Origin of the sequence: Caballeronia sp. NK8 (genome assembly GCF_018408855.1) — a bacterium.
Lineage (GTDB): Bacteria > Pseudomonadota > Gammaproteobacteria > Burkholderiales > Burkholderiaceae > Caballeronia.
Map to the genome: position 1 here is coordinate 88,751 of NZ_AP024327.1, position 14,170 is coordinate 102,920.

The 14,170-nt window shown below is 61.8% G+C and carries 14 protein-coding genes; 4 read left to right on the forward strand and 10 right to left on the reverse strand.

Going from position 1 to position 14,170, the window contains the following annotated elements:
• Positions 1-3: 3 nt before the first annotated feature.
• The 9 genes from NK8_RS38055 to NK8_RS38095 form a co-directional block, all read right to left on the reverse strand.
• On the reverse strand, positions 4-2,007 hold the full coding sequence (locus NK8_RS38055) for an ABC transporter permease (protein WP_213234337.1): 2,004 nt from the start codon (positions 2,005-2,007) through the stop codon (positions 4-6).
• A gap of 107 nt (positions 2,008-2,114) precedes the next feature.
• The gene (locus tag NK8_RS38060) at positions 2,115-2,765 is read right to left on the reverse strand and encodes a GntR family transcriptional regulator (protein ID WP_162068427.1); all 651 of its coding nucleotides are present in this window, start codon (positions 2,763-2,765) and stop codon (positions 2,115-2,117) included.
• Between the two features lie 99 nt (positions 2,766-2,864).
• Positions 2,865-3,650 (reverse strand): substrate-binding domain-containing protein, encoded by a 786-nt coding sequence (locus NK8_RS38065; RefSeq protein ID WP_225936687.1) that lies wholly within the window; start codon positions 3,648-3,650, stop codon positions 2,865-2,867.
• Between the two features lie 231 nt (positions 3,651-3,881).
• A complete protein-coding gene (locus NK8_RS38070) occupies positions 3,882-4,880 on the reverse strand; it encodes an aldo/keto reductase (protein WP_213234338.1) in 999 nt (332 codons plus the stop codon).
• A 78-nt stretch (positions 4,881-4,958) separates the two neighbouring features.
• Complete coding sequence (locus NK8_RS38075; protein ID WP_213234339.1) at positions 4,959-5,750, reverse strand: IclR family transcriptional regulator; 792 nt, start codon at positions 5,748-5,750, stop codon at positions 4,959-4,961.
• A 36-nt stretch (positions 5,751-5,786) separates the two neighbouring features.
• The gene (locus NK8_RS38080) at positions 5,787-6,596 is read right to left on the reverse strand and encodes a sugar phosphate isomerase/epimerase (protein WP_213234340.1); all 810 of its coding nucleotides are present in this window, start codon (positions 6,594-6,596) and stop codon (positions 5,787-5,789) included.
• A 45-nt stretch (positions 6,597-6,641) separates the two neighbouring features.
• Positions 6,642-7,508 (reverse strand): intradiol ring-cleavage dioxygenase, encoded by an 867-nt coding sequence (locus NK8_RS38085; protein WP_213234341.1) that lies wholly within the window; start codon positions 7,506-7,508, stop codon positions 6,642-6,644.
• Between the two features lie 10 nt (positions 7,509-7,518).
• Positions 7,519-8,586, reverse strand: coding sequence for a maleylacetate reductase (locus NK8_RS38090; RefSeq protein WP_225936671.1), 1,068 nt, complete (start codon positions 8,584-8,586; stop codon positions 7,519-7,521).
• Positions 8,587-8,603: 17 nt separating this feature from the next.
• On the reverse strand, positions 8,604-9,203 hold the full coding sequence (locus NK8_RS38095) for a nuclear transport factor 2 family protein (protein WP_213234343.1): 600 nt from the start codon (positions 9,201-9,203) through the stop codon (positions 8,604-8,606).
• Positions 9,204-9,402: 199 nt separating this feature from the next.
• On the opposite strand from NK8_RS38095, the gene NK8_RS38100 reads away from it, so the two are divergent.
• Together NK8_RS38100 and NK8_RS38105 are read left to right on the forward strand one after the other, a co-directional pair.
• A complete protein-coding gene (locus tag NK8_RS38100; protein WP_225936672.1) occupies positions 9,403-10,158 on the forward strand; it encodes an SDR family NAD(P)-dependent oxidoreductase in 756 nt (251 codons plus the stop codon).
• A 60-nt stretch (positions 10,159-10,218) separates the two neighbouring features.
• Positions 10,219-11,619, forward strand: a complete 1,401-nt coding sequence (locus tag NK8_RS38105) for an MFS transporter (RefSeq protein ID WP_213234344.1) — start codon at positions 10,219-10,221, stop codon at positions 11,617-11,619.
• A gap of 28 nt (positions 11,620-11,647) precedes the next feature.
• Here the strand turns inward: NK8_RS38105 and NK8_RS38110 are convergent, their stop codons facing one another.
• The gene (locus NK8_RS38110) at positions 11,648-12,034 is read right to left on the reverse strand and encodes a MerR family transcriptional regulator (protein WP_213234345.1); all 387 of its coding nucleotides are present in this window, start codon (positions 12,032-12,034) and stop codon (positions 11,648-11,650) included.
• Between the two features lie 86 nt (positions 12,035-12,120).
• On the opposite strand from NK8_RS38110, the gene NK8_RS38115 reads away from it, so the two are divergent.
• Positions 12,121-13,029: an alpha/beta fold hydrolase gene (locus NK8_RS38115; RefSeq protein WP_213234346.1), complete on the forward strand. Its 909-nt coding sequence runs from the start codon at positions 12,121-12,123 to the stop codon at positions 13,027-13,029.
• A gap of 19 nt (positions 13,030-13,048) precedes the next feature.
• On the forward strand, positions 13,049-13,954 hold the full coding sequence (locus tag NK8_RS38120) for an alpha/beta fold hydrolase (protein WP_213234347.1): 906 nt from the start codon (positions 13,049-13,051) through the stop codon (positions 13,952-13,954).
• Positions 13,955-14,170 lie beyond the last annotated feature (216 nt).

Genomic DNA, 14,170 nt, shown 5'->3' on the forward strand with positions numbered 1-14,170 from the left:
GCGTCACTCCATCGTCAGGCGAAGACGCGCTTTCGCGGCGATGCCTTCGGGGCGAAACAGCATCAGCGCGACGAGCAGCACGCCGAGCAGCACGTAGCGGGACTCGGGATAAGCAGACACAAAAGGGATCTTCAGTGAGAGTTGCAGGAAGACGATCCAGATCGCCGCGCCGATGAACGGACCGACCAGCGTGCCGAGACCGCCCAGCACGATCAGCATCAGCACGAGAATGTTCTCGAAGAGCGTGAAGCTCGCCGGGCTCACGTACTGCTGCAGATGCGCGTAGAACACGCCCACCATGCCGCCGACGAAACCGCTGCACGCGTAGGCGAGCAGCTTGAAGCGCGTGCCCGCGACGCCCATCATTTCGGCGGCGTCCTCGTCCTCGCGCAACGCGACCCATGCGCGGCCGACATACGAGCGCGACAATCGCGCGACCCCGAACAGCACGATGGCGCTCAGGCCGAGAGCGAAAAAGAACTGCGTGCGCGGCTCGTCGAAGCTCACGCCGAAGAACTGCGGGGAGGGAATGCCGCGCACGCCCATTGGCCCGTTGGTCACGGAGATCCAGTTGGTCGCGACGATGCGTACGATCTCGCCGAAGCCGAGTGTCATGATCGCGAGATAGTCGCCGCGCACGCGCAAGGTCGGATAGCCGAGTATCGCGCCGAGCAGCGCGGCGAGCAGTCCGCCCACGAGCAGGTTCGGATAGAAGAGCCACCAGATCGATGCAGTGTCGACGCCGAAGTGGTTCTGCATGACGCTGATGAAGATGAGCGACGAGAAATACGCGCCGATCCCGAAGAACGCGACAAAGCCGAGATCGAGCAGACCGGCCAGCCCGACGACGATGTTCAGCCCGCTCGCGAGCATGCCGTAGACGAGCACCATCACGAGAATGCTCAGCCAGTAGTCGGAGCGAATGGCGAGACCGAGCGCGACCGCGACCGCCAGCGCGCCGATCGCGACGCGCTTCTCGCCGTAGCGTCCGAGCGCGGCGAACGCGCGATCGAGCGAGCCGAACGCTTGCGCCAGCGCCCGGCCGCGTTTCGCGTCGCGGCTCGACATCAGGCTCCCGCGCGCGCTCACGTTGAGATCCGCGCGGCCGAGCAGCCCTTGCGGGCGCACGAGAAGCAGCAGCACGAGCAGCGCGAAACTGAGTGCGTCCTGATACACGGAGCCATCGGGCAGATAGCCCGCGCACAGCGATTCCACGACGCCGAGAATCACGCCGCCGAGCGCCGCGCCCGGAATGCTGCCGATGCCACCGAGCACCGCCGCGGTCAGCGCTTTCAGTCCGGGCACGAAGCCCATCGTCGGGCTGACGAACTGAAACGACTGCGCGTAGAGAATGCCGGCGAACGCCGCGAGCGCGGAGCCGAGCACGAACGCGGCGCAGATGATGCGGTTCACGGGAATGCCGACCAGATACGCGGCCGTCGCATCCTGCGCGGCGGCGCGCATCGCGCGTCCGAGCGAGGTTGCGGAGACGAAGAACTGCACGCCGAGCATCGCGACGATTGCGCAGCCGAACACCGCGAGTTCCGATGGCGTCACCGTCAGATCGGCGCCCAGCGACAGCGACGGCAAACCTCCGACCGGCAGCGGCGGAAAGCGCAGGGATGTCGGTCCCCATACGGTCTGCGCGACGCTCTGCAGCAGCACGGATATCGCGATCGATGTGATGAGCGGCGCGAGTCGCGGTGCATTGCGCAATGGCCGATACGCGACCACGTCGATCAGTGCGCCGAGTGCGGCGACACCGGCGATCGCGAGCGGGGCGGCGATATAGAAGCCGAGCGCGGGCATCGGCACCTGAATGCCGAAGAGCGCTATCTCTTTTGCCATCAGCGTCAGCGTGAGGAATCCGCCGAGCATGAACAGTTCGCCGAACGCGAAATTCACGAGCCTGACGACGCCATAGACCAGCGTATAGGCGACGGCGGCGAGCGCGTAGATCGAGCCGATCACCAGACCATTGAGCAGCAGTTGTTCCAAATACGCCATGACGTTCGTTTTCTCCATGCGTCGGTGAGGCAGGGAAACGTGTTTGGATTACCGTAGCACTTCCAAAAAAAGAACAAAAAGCTATTTCGGATAACGAATCAATGTCTTTAGCGTACGAGTTCAACGAGTGGCCCGATCGTCGCGCGAACATGCTCTCGCACGATCTGCTCGACGGCTGCGCGGTCGCCGCTTTCGACCGCGGTCATGATCTCTTCATGAAACTGGCGAGACGTCATCGGCTTGTCTCCGTGTTCGAGCCAGATGCGCATGTATGGCTCGATAATCGAATGCAGGCTCGATATCTGCCGTTGCAGACGGGGCATGGCCGCGAGCTCGCTCAGATACTCGTGAAACTCGCGATGACGCGTGACCCATTCGGAGGCGTCGTCGCTGACGCTTTCCATGCGCTCCAGTAGATGACGCAGCGTTGCCATCTCCTTCTTCGTCATGCGCGTCGCCGCGATGCCGGCGGCAAGACCTTCCAGCACCGCGCGAGTTTCGAAAACCTCATGCATTTCAGCGGCGTCGAGCCCGCGCACGATCGCGCCGCGATTGGCGCGGATCAGCAATAGCCCCTCGGCGGCGAGTCGTCGGAATGCTTCGCGTACCGGCATGCGGCTCGTACCGACATCGCCGGCGATTTCCTCCGCGATGAGCCGCTGACCCGCGCGATATCGGCCGCTCCGGATGGCCTGCTCGATGTACCGATACGCTTCGTCTTCCGCCGACAGGCCGTGGACTCCATGCCATTCCGCCATGCAGCCTCCTGGATCAGGCCGTAATGATTGTAAGACTGTATCCATGCATGAATGGATGAACCTTAGCTCAATCAAAAACGGATGTCACTATTGGGGTTTTTACTGGTGGCTTCGGTCCGCCTTTGTCAGCGGCTCGGGAGCCTCGACATGTTTCGGCGCGTGCGATGGCGCAAAGGCATCGGCCTTGGCGCTACAGTTGAGGCGCGACGCACGAACCGCCTGCGATCGCGCGGATGCGCTTTCTTTGTGCGCGGGCGCCCGAGGCGGTCCGTCTGAAGCGCGGATGAGTCGCTGAAGCAGCATCTCGGCCATCCGCTTGCCAGCGCGATGCGTCTCCGCCGAGAACGTCGTAAGGGCGGGATGCACATATCTTCCGATCGGATGATTGTCTCCGCCGATGACGCCGACATCACGTCCCGGCATCTTTCCGGTTTCCGCGATGCCGCGCAGCGCGCCCAGTGCGATGAATCGTGCGCAGCCGGCGCGTCCGACGACTTGATGATCGATATCGACGAACGGAAATGTGCCAGACGTCTCGCTGCGACCAAAGGCAACGAAGGGAATGTCGCGTTCGAGCAGGTAGGCGATACGCTCATCTTGGCGCCGCGTGCGGCCGAAAAGCAGCGCATCCACGCGCTGCCGCTCAATGAGACGCCTGAATACGTCGAGCTCCGTTTCGACGCTGCGCGCAGCCGCAACGATCACCTGATAGCCGGTGTTGTCCATCGTATCGTTCACGCCCATCAGCATGTCCAGAAAAAACGGATGGGCAAACGACGTCTGCGGCGGGGACACGACGAACGCGATCGTATCCGCCGATTGCCGTCGCAGACGGCGCGCGGCCGGGTCCGGCGAAAACCCATGCAGCTCCGCAGCGGCGAGCACGCGCTTGCGCGTCTCGGTGCTGACGGACAACTTCAGCTTTGCTGCGAATTGCCAGTCTGGTGACTATTGCCCCCACCGCAACCCGGCCAGTGCTTGTCGAGTTGTCCCAGCCTCAACGGCAACGTGAGAACAAAGAGGCCGTAAAGTCCTAGTCTCAAGTTGGCGAGCGCCACCATCAATGCATCTGCGGCAGATCGTTTTCCCGACCGTGTCCTTCTCGAGTCGAAGCAATTAAGCTCCCTGCCAACCTACGCTTGATCGTCCTTCCCAGCCCTTCGTCTCGGCCAGGAATGCATCCATCTCCTGCCAGAATTGATCGGAAAGGCTTTCAGAGAGACGGGCGAAGGACTCGTTGAATTCATCTGCGGTCTTTGCGCCGAAAACGATAGTGCTTACCGCCGAATGCCGCAGGGGAAAGAGCAGGGCAGCGGTAGCCAGGCAGACGTGATGGCGCTGGCAAATACGTTCCAGTCCTTCCGTTTGCAACAGGGCCGGCCGCGTCGCGGGCCGCATGTTATAGAAGGCGTCGGGACGCGAACCGGTCGCGAGAATGCCCGAGTTGAATGGCGACGCCGCGATCCAGGCAATGCCATTCTCGACGCAGTGCTCCAGCAATGCAGTGCTGCCCGTGCGAAGCAACGAGTACTCTCCCGCCGGCATGACGACATCGACGCTGGCCAGTTCGGCGAAGTCCAGACAGGCCTGCCAGTCCATGCTGGCGACACCTATCGCGCCGACCACTTTCTCCTCCTTGAGTCGCTGCAAGGCGGGAAACGCACCTTCGACGGCGGTCATTAGTTCGTCGCGATACGCCGTTTGGGCAAAACCTGGATCGAGATCGTGAATAAAAACAGCATCGAGACGATCAACCTTGAGCCGCGACAGGCTGCGCTCGACCGATCGGAGCGTCGCATCGTACGTGTAGTCCAGGTAGAAGTCGCTACCACCTGGCAAGGAGCTTGCACCAGGCTGGCTCAAGTACCTTCCGAGTTTGGTCGATACATACAACTCGTCTCGCGGATACTCAGCCAGCGCCGCGCCAAGCCGCTGCTCGCTTTCACCGCCAAGATAAGCCGCCGAGGTATCAAAATATCGAACGCCGCTCGCCCACGCGGCATGAATCATATCGAAGAACGCCTGCTCGCCCGCGGCGTTCGCGAGGCTGCCGGCTCCGACTCCCACGCGAGGAAACTGAACGGTTCCATTCGGCACTGCAATTCTCGCGTTCATTAACTTCGGTATCCTTTATAAAGTATTCAGATAATTGCAATCAATTTTGTGGCGACCACAAAACACCGGCCGCCGAGCCTACCTGGTATGTTCGTTCGCGGCGATGTAATCGCGGCGCACGCGTTCCGCGGAGGCCTTGAGAACGGCGACGGCCCGCGCGCCGACACGTTCCGAATATCGCACCGAGGGAATCGCGACGTTCAGCGATCCGAGCGGAAAGCCCGACGATGACAACACCGGCACGCCCACGCCGACGATGCCCTGCGTGTATTCGTCCATCGAATAGGCGACCCCGGTCTGTCGGATGGTTTCGATCTGTGCGAGCAGCGCCTTCTTTGCTGTGATCGTCTTAGGCGTGATGGCTTGTAACTTCACGGTCTTGATGTATTCGCTGCGCATCTGATCCGGAAGAAACGCGAGAATCACCTTTCCACCCGACACAGCATAGAGCGGCGCAAGATCGCCAAGTCGCAGATGCGACACCAACCGTTGCGGACTGGTCACCGTCGCAACGACTTCCACCTTGTCGCCCTTGAGCTGATTAAGCGCGCACGACTCCAGCGTCTGTTGTGTAATCTCTGCCAGCACCGGTTGCGCGCAGCTGACGAGCGAACGGCTATGGGTGGATTGCTGGGAAAGCCGGATCAGCGCTTCGCCGAGGCGATAACCCTTGGTGACAGGGACGAATTCGACAAAGCCACGAGCCGTAAGATTCTTGAGCAGCTTGGTCAGCGAACTCTTCGGTATGTCCAGCGCTTCAGCGATTTCCGCATGGGACATCTCGCGTCCCCATCGCGCGAGCAACTCGATCACGTCGAGCACGCGATCCGCCGACTTCACCACACCATTCGATTCGTCTTCCAACAGCATATCCAGCTCCTGTTTACCTATGGAAACACCTTTGCGTCATGATACTGGACCAGCAAGGAACGTCCGCATGCGCGCATGGATGTGTCTCGCCTGTTCGTCGAACGGCAGGCCACGGAGCGCGAGCGTCGGCGCCTCGACCGCGAGTGGAAGATCGGACCGCAGTTTCGACAGCAGTTCGCGCAGCGGCAATTCACCATCCCCGGGCAGCAGCCGCGCCGTTCTCGCTTCTTTTCTCCGCGCTTCGAGAGACTGCGGTGCGGCGCTCGGTGCATCGCAAATCTGGATGTATTCGATCAGCGCCGGGTCGATCGCATCGATCTGCTCGCACGTCGCGCCCGAACGGAAGAATTGCAATGCGTCAATGAGTATCCGCGCGTTCGGCTGTCCGCTCGATCGGACGAGATCGAGCGCGTCTGCGGGCGTACTGATCGTGCAGTACGTGATCGCTTCGAGTCCGACCGAAAGGCCGAAACCGTCCGCCGCTTCGCAGAGACGGCCGAAGTTGTCTCGCAGGCGAGCGCGTTCGGTGTCGTTGCCGACGCAGAGCACGTGCCGCGCACCGAGCGTACGACCCGCTTCGAGTGCGGGCAGTAGTGACGCGACATCCGTCTGCGGACTCAGCCAGATGGCTTCGATGTCCAGGAGCCTGACACCGGTTGCGTCGAGTCGCGCGTGTAGCTCGCGGATGAGTGCGGGATTGTTCGCGACGTCCACGATCGCATCCGTAGCGGTAGGCGCGATCAGCCGCAAGCCGCAATACTCGAATCCCGCAGCGGCTGCCGCATCGACGAGTTGCAGCGGATGCGCGTCGAGGATGGTCAGATGATGCAGCGATAGTTCATGCATGAGAACGCGTCCGTAACAGTAAAAATGGCTCAAGGCGCACAGCGATCAGTTCTGCGGCGGAAGCACGAAATCATAGGCAAGCAGGGCGGTCGGAACATCGACGCGGTGACCGGCCGGACTCAGGCCCGGTGCGAGCGGCACCAGCGGCTCGATCAGTGCGTCCTTCACGCCGAACACGACGTCAGAATCCAGGTAGACGTCGCCGCTCACGAACACATGCGTAACGAGCGTCTGGAAGCCGGGAGCACTCACGCGAAAGTGCACGTGAGCCGGACGGTACGGATGCCGCCCCTGCGCATCGAGCATGCGGCCAACCGGGCCGTCGTTCGGAATCGGATAGGCCGCGGGCACGATCGACCGATACCAGAATGAGCCATTCGAATCGGTCAGGAAGCGCGCGCGCATGTGCAACTCCGCCTTGCCCGCCGCCTTCTGCACGTCATAGAAGCCGTGGCTGTCCGCGTGCCACGTCTCGACCAGTGCGCCCGCGATCGGATCTCCGCGCAGATCGCGTACGGTGCCTTCCACCAGCAGAGGGTCTCCCGGCTCGCCATCTGCGATCGAAGTACCCAGGGGCAGCGTATCCGCTTCTTCGACATAGAACGGACCGAGCACGGTGGTCTGCGTTGCGTCGCCCGGATAGCGATGATTGATCGCGTCCACCAGCATCGATACACCGAGCGTGTCGGACAACAGAATGAACTCCTGCCGGGCGTCGGTGCACATCTGCCCAGTCTGCGTAAGAAAGCGAATCGCAGCGGCCCATTCGTCTTCGGTTGGCTCGATCTCCTTCACGAACGCGTGCAGATGACGAACCAGCGCGTCGCTGATCTGGTGCACGCGTTGGCTCTTGCTTCCCGCAAGACGCTCGATGACCGCTGCAGTGATGTTGTCTTCGTTGAAATTGCGCATCGCGTTTTCCTCACAGCGCATCGGGTTGTGGTGCTGCGCCGCGCCATGCCCGTTCCAGCATTGCCCTGATCGAGTCATGGTCCGGCGTGCGCGGATTCGCGTAGGTCTCTCGGAGCACCAGTTCGGCCGCACGCCCGATACCTTCGTGCGGCATGCCGATCTCGGCAAGGGACCTGGGAACATGCAGCCTGGTCCCGAGCGCGTGCAGTCCAGTCCAAGCGTCATCGGCGCCGAGCGCGCGTGCGATGCGGCGCATTGCGTGCGGTGCCGCGCCAGCCTGGTAGGCGACGACGTGCGCGAGCATGATCGCATGCGTGTCGGCGTGCGGCAGATCGAAAGTGCCGCCCAGCACGTGACACACCTTATGATGCAGCGCCATGCCGACGGAGCCGAGGCAGGTTCCGCACAACCACGCGCCGTATTGGGCGCGGCTGCGCGCGTCACGACTGGCGGGATTGGCGAGAATCTCGGGCAGCGCGGCGGCGAGGGCTGCGATACCCTGTTCAGCCATGATCGATGTGACCGGATTGGCGTCTACGGCATAGAGCGCTTCCACCGCGTGAGCCATCGCGTTCAGACCGCTCATCGCCGACAGGCGCGCGGGCAGCGTCAGGGTGAGGTCGACATCGTAGATCACGGCCTCCGGCAACACGTCGAGCGTACGACGCGTACGCTTCTCGCCGTCCTGCGTTTCGCCGATGATCGGTGTGACTTCAGACCCAGCGTACGTAGTGGGCAGCGCGATTTGCGGCAGGCCGGTGCGCAGTGCAAGCGCTTTCGCGAGGCCGATCGCCGAGCCGCCGCCGACAGCGATCAGGGAGTCGGCGCCAGTCCCCTGAGCGACGGCGAGCGCACGCGATGTCACGTTCCACGGCGTGTGCATCGCGGCCTCGGAGAAGACGTGCGCGCGTGCCTCGGAGAACAATGACGCGATGGCGTCAGCCAAATCCTTCTGCTCCGGCGTGGAGATGATCAACGGACGCGTGCAGCCCAGTTGCCGGGCGAGTTCGGGCGTTTCCCGACGCCTGCCCGCGCCGAACAGCACGCGCGCCGGCAGCGCGCGGAATTCGAAGCGCATCGGCGAGACGTCCTCCATCACAGCGCCCCGTTTTGCAGATACTGACGGCCGCGCGCATAGAGCGCTTCGACCTCCGGGCCCGTCAGCGCCGGCATGTCGCGTTTGACCTTGTAGCCGATGCGGGTCTGCATATACGCGAGATGCCGGTAGCCGGCCGGAAACTCGCCCAGCAGCGCCGCATCGAGAACGGGACGGGCGTCCGGCTCGACCGGATCCAGACGATCCTTTTCGTAAATGGGCTGACGAAGCAACAGCAGCCATCGGTCTTCGACCTTCTCGAAGAAGTCGTAGAAGCGGCCAGTGCACACGACGTCGCATAACGTGCCTTCGACTTCTCCACGCTGCGAAATGGTCATCTTGGTCTGGGCGACGGCACGCGAGCCACTCACTTCGATCGACGTGCCGCCCAAAAAATGCAGGATGCTCACGCCATTCGCCCAACCGGCCTTCGTCACTTCGATGAACTCGCGACCGCTACCCTGAAACCACGTCGCCATCATACGGCCGTCCGGATGCCAGAGCGTCGCGAAACGCTCCCAGTCTCCCGCATCTCGCCATACCGCCCAGTTTTCGATCGTCTCACGGATAGTCAATCGATCAATCATCGCCTGTTCCATCTATCGGTCCTCGTCGTTCACAAATAGGAATGAGTTTCTATGTTGGTGCTCGGGACCATGCGCGGTCAAGCGGTTTTTTTCGCAAACCGGGACATTCCCTAGTTTGTTTCCCTATGTGAATGAATGTCGCCAATACCGTTGACGAGCTCGATTCTCGTTTCTAGCATGGGAACTCAGTTATGGACAGGAACGGATGAAAATGGAAATGCAACCGGTAAAGCAACGAAGATTCGAAACACGCACGGCCATCGTGACGGGCGCCGCGCGTGGCATCGGGCGCGGCATCGCAGAGCGTCTTGCGGACGAAGGCTGCCGCGTCGCCTGTTGGGATATCGATTGTTCATCGCTCGAAACAGGCGGTCACTCGCCCGCGGCGCTCGTGCAGGCCGTCGATCTTGCCGACGCGCGTTCCGTCGAGACAGCGTTCGCCGCCACGCTCGCGTCGTTCGGTCATGTCGACATACTCGTGAACAACGCCGGCATCAATGGACCGGTCATTCCTATCGAGGACTACCCGGTCGACGCATGGAACCGCGTTCTCGCCGTCGATCTGAACAGCGTGTTCCACACCTGTCGCCTCGCGGTACCGCACATGCGCGAACGCGGGGCGGGACGCATCGTCAACGTGGCGTCGATCGTCGGCAAGGAAGGACATCCGAACATCTGCGCCTATGCCGCGGCGAAGGCGGGTGTCATCGGTCTGACGAAATCGATCGCGCGCGAGCTGGCTGGCACGGGCGTCACGGTCAACGGCATCGCGCCTGCGATCACCGAAACGGATCTTTTCCGGGAGATGACGGAGGAGCACATCGAGGCAAGCAAGGCACGCATTCCGATGGGGCGGTTTTTGACCGTTCCAGAGATCGCCGCCATGGTGGCGTGGATCGCGAGCGACGAATGCAGCTTCACGACCGGCTTCACCTTCGACCTGTCAGGCGGCCGTGCCACGTATTGAGCGCGCAAAACTACGCGCGCTTTGTTCCCGACCACCTGAAAGACACATGCAGGAGACGAAATGGCACTGACGCATCAGCAGAGCAGCAATCAGGCACGAACCGCCACCGCGAGCGCGTGGATCGGCTCGGCACTGGAGTACTACGACTACTTCATTTACGCGCAAGCCGCCGCGCTGGTTTTTCCGCAACTCTTTTTCCCCTCGGGAGACAGTCGCGTTGCGATCGCCGCATCGCTCGCAACGTATGGCGTCGGCTATCTCGCACGACCAGTCGGCGCACTTGTGCTCGGCCGTCGTGGCGATACACATGGACGCAAGAATCTGCTTCTCACCTGCATGTTCATGATGGGATTGTCGACGCTCGCGGTGGGTTTTCTGCCGACATTCGCGCAAGTGGGCTTCGCAGCGCCGATCCTGCTCGTGGCCTTGCGGCTCATCCAAGGCTTTGCGGTCGCCGGGGAGATCTCCGGTTCCAGTTCTCTCGTGCTGGAGCATGCGCCGCTCGGCCGTCGCGGCTACTTTGCCAGTTACGCGATGCAGGGCGTGACTGCCGGCCAGGTGTTCGCTGCGGCCATTTTCATGCCGCTCGCCTACTATCTGCCCGAGAAGGAATTCCTGACATGGGGTTGGCGCGTACCGTTCCTGCTGAGTGTGCTCGTGCTCGTAGCCGGTTATGTAATTCGGCGGAAAGTGGCGGAGACGCCGGCTTTCGTCGATGAAGCGCAACATCGGCAGATTCCCGCGTCGCCCGTCAAGGAAGCTTTACGCGATGGCTGGCGAGATATCGTGCGCATCGCCGCAATCGCATTGATTGCGATCATCCTCGCGGTGACTTCGATCTTCGGCGCGGCCTATGCGGTGCAGCCTGCTTACGGTATCGGTCTTTCGAAAGGCTTCTTTCTCTGGATTCCATTGCTCGCCAATCTGACCGCGATGTTCTTCATTCCCTTCGCAGGCAGTCTGTCCGATCGATGGGGACGCCGGCCGCTCATCATATTCGGCGCGCTTGCATCGGGCCTGCTGTCTTATGGGTATCTCTATGCGATCAGTCTGCACAACGCCGTGCTGGCGATCGGCATCGCGATCGTAATGTGGGGCGTGGTGTATCAGTGCTTCAACGCGGTGTATCCGAGCTTCATGCCTGAACTGTTCCCGACGCGTATCCGGGTTACCGCCATGGCGATCGGCCAGAACATCGGCACGGCTATCACCGCGATCCTGCCGGCGTTCATCGCAGCCGCCGTACCGCCGGGCACGCAACACATTCCGTTGATCGTCGGGACGATCACGCTGATCGTCTGCGGTGTCGGCGCACTGGGCGCATGGACGGCGCGCGAAACCTACCGGCTGCCCGTCAACGCGCTCGGCCAGCGAGATGCATCGCCGATCAGTCAGGAGGAGTACGACAGCCTGCGTGCGGACATCCGCAGGAAGAAAACTGCGTCCAATGTTCCCGTGTGAGGGCGATCTGTGTGTACCGCGGTCCGCGTCAGTTGACGGGCGGCACCGCACCTTCGAGCAAGGTCTTGACGAGCCGCGCGCGACGCTTTTCGAGGTCTGCGATCTGACGTTCGATGGCTTCGAGCCTTATCCGCTGGACCTCGGTGATCTGGTCGCACGAGCGGGCGCCTTCGATCAGGAGCATGCAATCCGGAAAGCCGCGAATATCGTCGATGGTGAAACCGGTCGCGATCATGCGCTGAATCTGCTTGACCTGCGTTACTGCCTTCTCGGGGAACATGCGATAGCCATTGCTCGCACGTACCGAGGCAAGCAGACCGTGTTCGTCGTAATGCCGGAGCGATCGCACGCTCGCGCCGGTGAGTTGCGAGAGTTGTCCGATCGTCAGCAGTTCCTGTGAGGAGGTGTTTTTCATGAAAAGCAGGCTAACACGATTCGCTTGACTCTCACATCTGTGTAAGGGTTGAGACTAGGCGCACTGACACTCTCTCAGGAAAGACAATGAGCTTACGAACGTTCCTTCACTTTTTGACTTCCGCGTTCTCTGCGGCGACGCTGTTCGCGTGCGCACCCGACACAATCGCGAGGCCGACCAGCTATACGGTTACATCGACGGATGGGGTGAAGCTGGCGGTTCAGGAAAGCGGCAATCCGAATGGCCCTCCCATCATTCTGGTGCATGGACTGCTCGGCAGCCGCGTGAACTGGGACGCGCAGGTGCAGTCTCACGAATTGCGCCAATACCGGATCATTACGTACGATCTGCGCGGTCACGGTTTGTCGGATAAGCCATCTGGCGCGGAGCCGTATCATGACGGAAACCGTTGGGGGGACGACCTCGCAGCGGTGATACAGGGCTCACACGCGCGCAAGCCCGTCGTGGTCGGCTGGTCACTCGGCGGGGTGGTGATATCGAACTACCTCGCCAAGTATGGCGATCGCGCGATCGCAGGCGCCGTGTATGTCGACGGCGTGGTCGAACTCGCCCCGGGTCAGATCGTCGATCATCCCGAGGTTTATCGGGACATGAATTCGCCGGATCTGAAGACGCATCTCGACGGTGAGCGCACGTTCGTCGGCCTGTGTTTCAACCGTCGGCCTGACGCCGATACATTCGACCGGCTGCTCGCGAACGCCGCGATGGCATCTTGGGACATGCAAAAGGAAGTGCCGACGATGACGGTCTTCGCTGCGGAGGGGCTCGGCAAGGCCCGCGTACCGCTGCTCTTCATCTACGGCGGTCATGACGCGCTGGTCGACACGCGTGCGACGCTGACTCGCGCGGCGGCGCTGAATCCACGCATCGTCAGCAAGGAGTACGCGGACTCGGGTCACGCGCCGTTCAGCGAGGAACCCGAGCGTTTCAATCGCGATCTGGCCGAGTTCGTCAGGTCGGTGTCGCAACATTGAAGTCACGTTTTACGAGAAGGTGACCACGGTGCATGAACTTGCGCAAGACTTCTTTCCGGGCTTCGCGAAGCTCGACGTCGAAGCGGGCGATGTCTCGTTTCGCGGCAGGATCGGCGGAAGCGGATCGCCGGTTTTGCTGTTGCACGGCTACCCGCAGACGCACGTTGCGTGGCGATTGATTGCGCCGACGCTCGCGAGGTCGCACACCGTCATCGTGCCGGATCTGCCGGGATACGGCGACAGCCAGACGTGCAACGATCAGCCGCGATGGACCAAACGTCGCGTGGCCAGCGCGCTCGTCGAACTGATGGACCGGCTCGGGCACGAGCGCTTCGCAGTGGTCGGGCATGATCGGGGCGCCCGGGCCGGATACCGGCTTGCGCTCGACCATCCTCGACGCGTCGCCGCGTATGCCTCGCTGACGGTGATACCGACGCTCGATGCATTCGCAGCCATTGACAAGACGTTCGCGTTGAACGCCTGGCACTGGTTCTTCATGGCGCAGCCGGGCGATCTCCCGGAGCGGATGCTTGCGGCTGATCCAGACGCTTATCTCGACGCTGCGCTGGCTAAGATGGCGGGCGGTCTCGAACGGATCGATCCTTTGGCACTTGCCGCCTATCGAACCGCATTCAGGAATCCGCACGTGCGCCACGCCATGTGCGAAGACTATCGCGCCGCTGCTTCCGAGGACCTGGAGCACGATGCAAGCGATTCAGCCGCGGGCCGAAGACTCGGCTGTCCGGTCCTGGTACTGTGGAGCGAGAGCGAACAAAAGGCTAGAAGCATCCTGCCCGTTGACGTGTGGTCCCGATGGGCAACGAACGTGACGGGCAAGGGATTGCCCGGTGGCCATCTGCTGCCTGAGGATGCCCCGAATGAGGTCTTGACGTCCCTTGAGGATTTTTTGGTCGGACAGGTTTAGCGTTGGCGTCCGTGAAGACATTGGCGATTCCGAGATCAGTGGGCAGCGACGTCCCGCAAGTACATCGACCTCGATGACTCGATCGATCAATATCGTGCCGCGGGCAATCTGTAAAACGAATGACTTCTTTGGCTCCAAGAGCGTGAATGAGGAGGCTGGTCAATGAATGGCCGCGATTTGTCGACTACTGAAGTTCGCACTGCGCATAGACGGCGC

Bases quoted from the DNA above. Each gene is read 5' to 3' on its own strand.
- NK8_RS38055 (WP_213234337.1), bottom strand. From the start codon at position 2,007: ATGGCGTATTTGGAACAACTGCTGCTCAATGGTCTGGTGATCGGCTCG.
- NK8_RS38060 (WP_162068427.1), bottom strand. From the start codon at position 2,765: ATGGCGGAATGGCATGGAGTCCACGGCCTGTCGGCGGAAGACGAAGCG.
- NK8_RS38070 (WP_213234338.1), bottom strand. From the start codon at position 4,880: ATGAACGCGAGAATTGCAGTGCCGAATGGAACCGTTCAGTTTCCTCGC.
- NK8_RS38075 (WP_213234339.1), bottom strand. From the start codon at position 5,750: ATGCTGTTGGAAGACGAATCGAATGGTGTGGTGAAGTCGGCGGATCGC.
- NK8_RS38080 (WP_213234340.1), bottom strand. From the start codon at position 6,596: ATGCATGAACTATCGCTGCATCATCTGACCATCCTCGACGCGCATCCG.
- NK8_RS38085 (WP_213234341.1), bottom strand. From the start codon at position 7,508: ATGCGCAATTTCAACGAAGACAACATCACTGCAGCGGTCATCGAGCGT.
- NK8_RS38090 (WP_225936671.1), bottom strand. From the start codon at position 8,586: ATGCGCTTCGAATTCCGCGCGCTGCCGGCGCGCGTGCTGTTCGGCGCG.
- NK8_RS38095 (WP_213234343.1), bottom strand. From the start codon at position 9,203: ATGGAACAGGCGATGATTGATCGATTGACTATCCGTGAGACGATCGAA.
- NK8_RS38100 (WP_225936672.1), top strand. From the start codon at position 9,403: ATGGAAATGCAACCGGTAAAGCAACGAAGATTCGAAACACGCACGGCC.
- NK8_RS38105 (WP_213234344.1), top strand. From the start codon at position 10,219: ATGGCACTGACGCATCAGCAGAGCAGCAATCAGGCACGAACCGCCACC.
- NK8_RS38110 (WP_213234345.1), bottom strand. From the start codon at position 12,034: ATGAAAAACACCTCCTCACAGGAACTGCTGACGATCGGACAACTCTCG.
- NK8_RS38115 (WP_213234346.1), top strand. From the start codon at position 12,121: ATGAGCTTACGAACGTTCCTTCACTTTTTGACTTCCGCGTTCTCTGCG.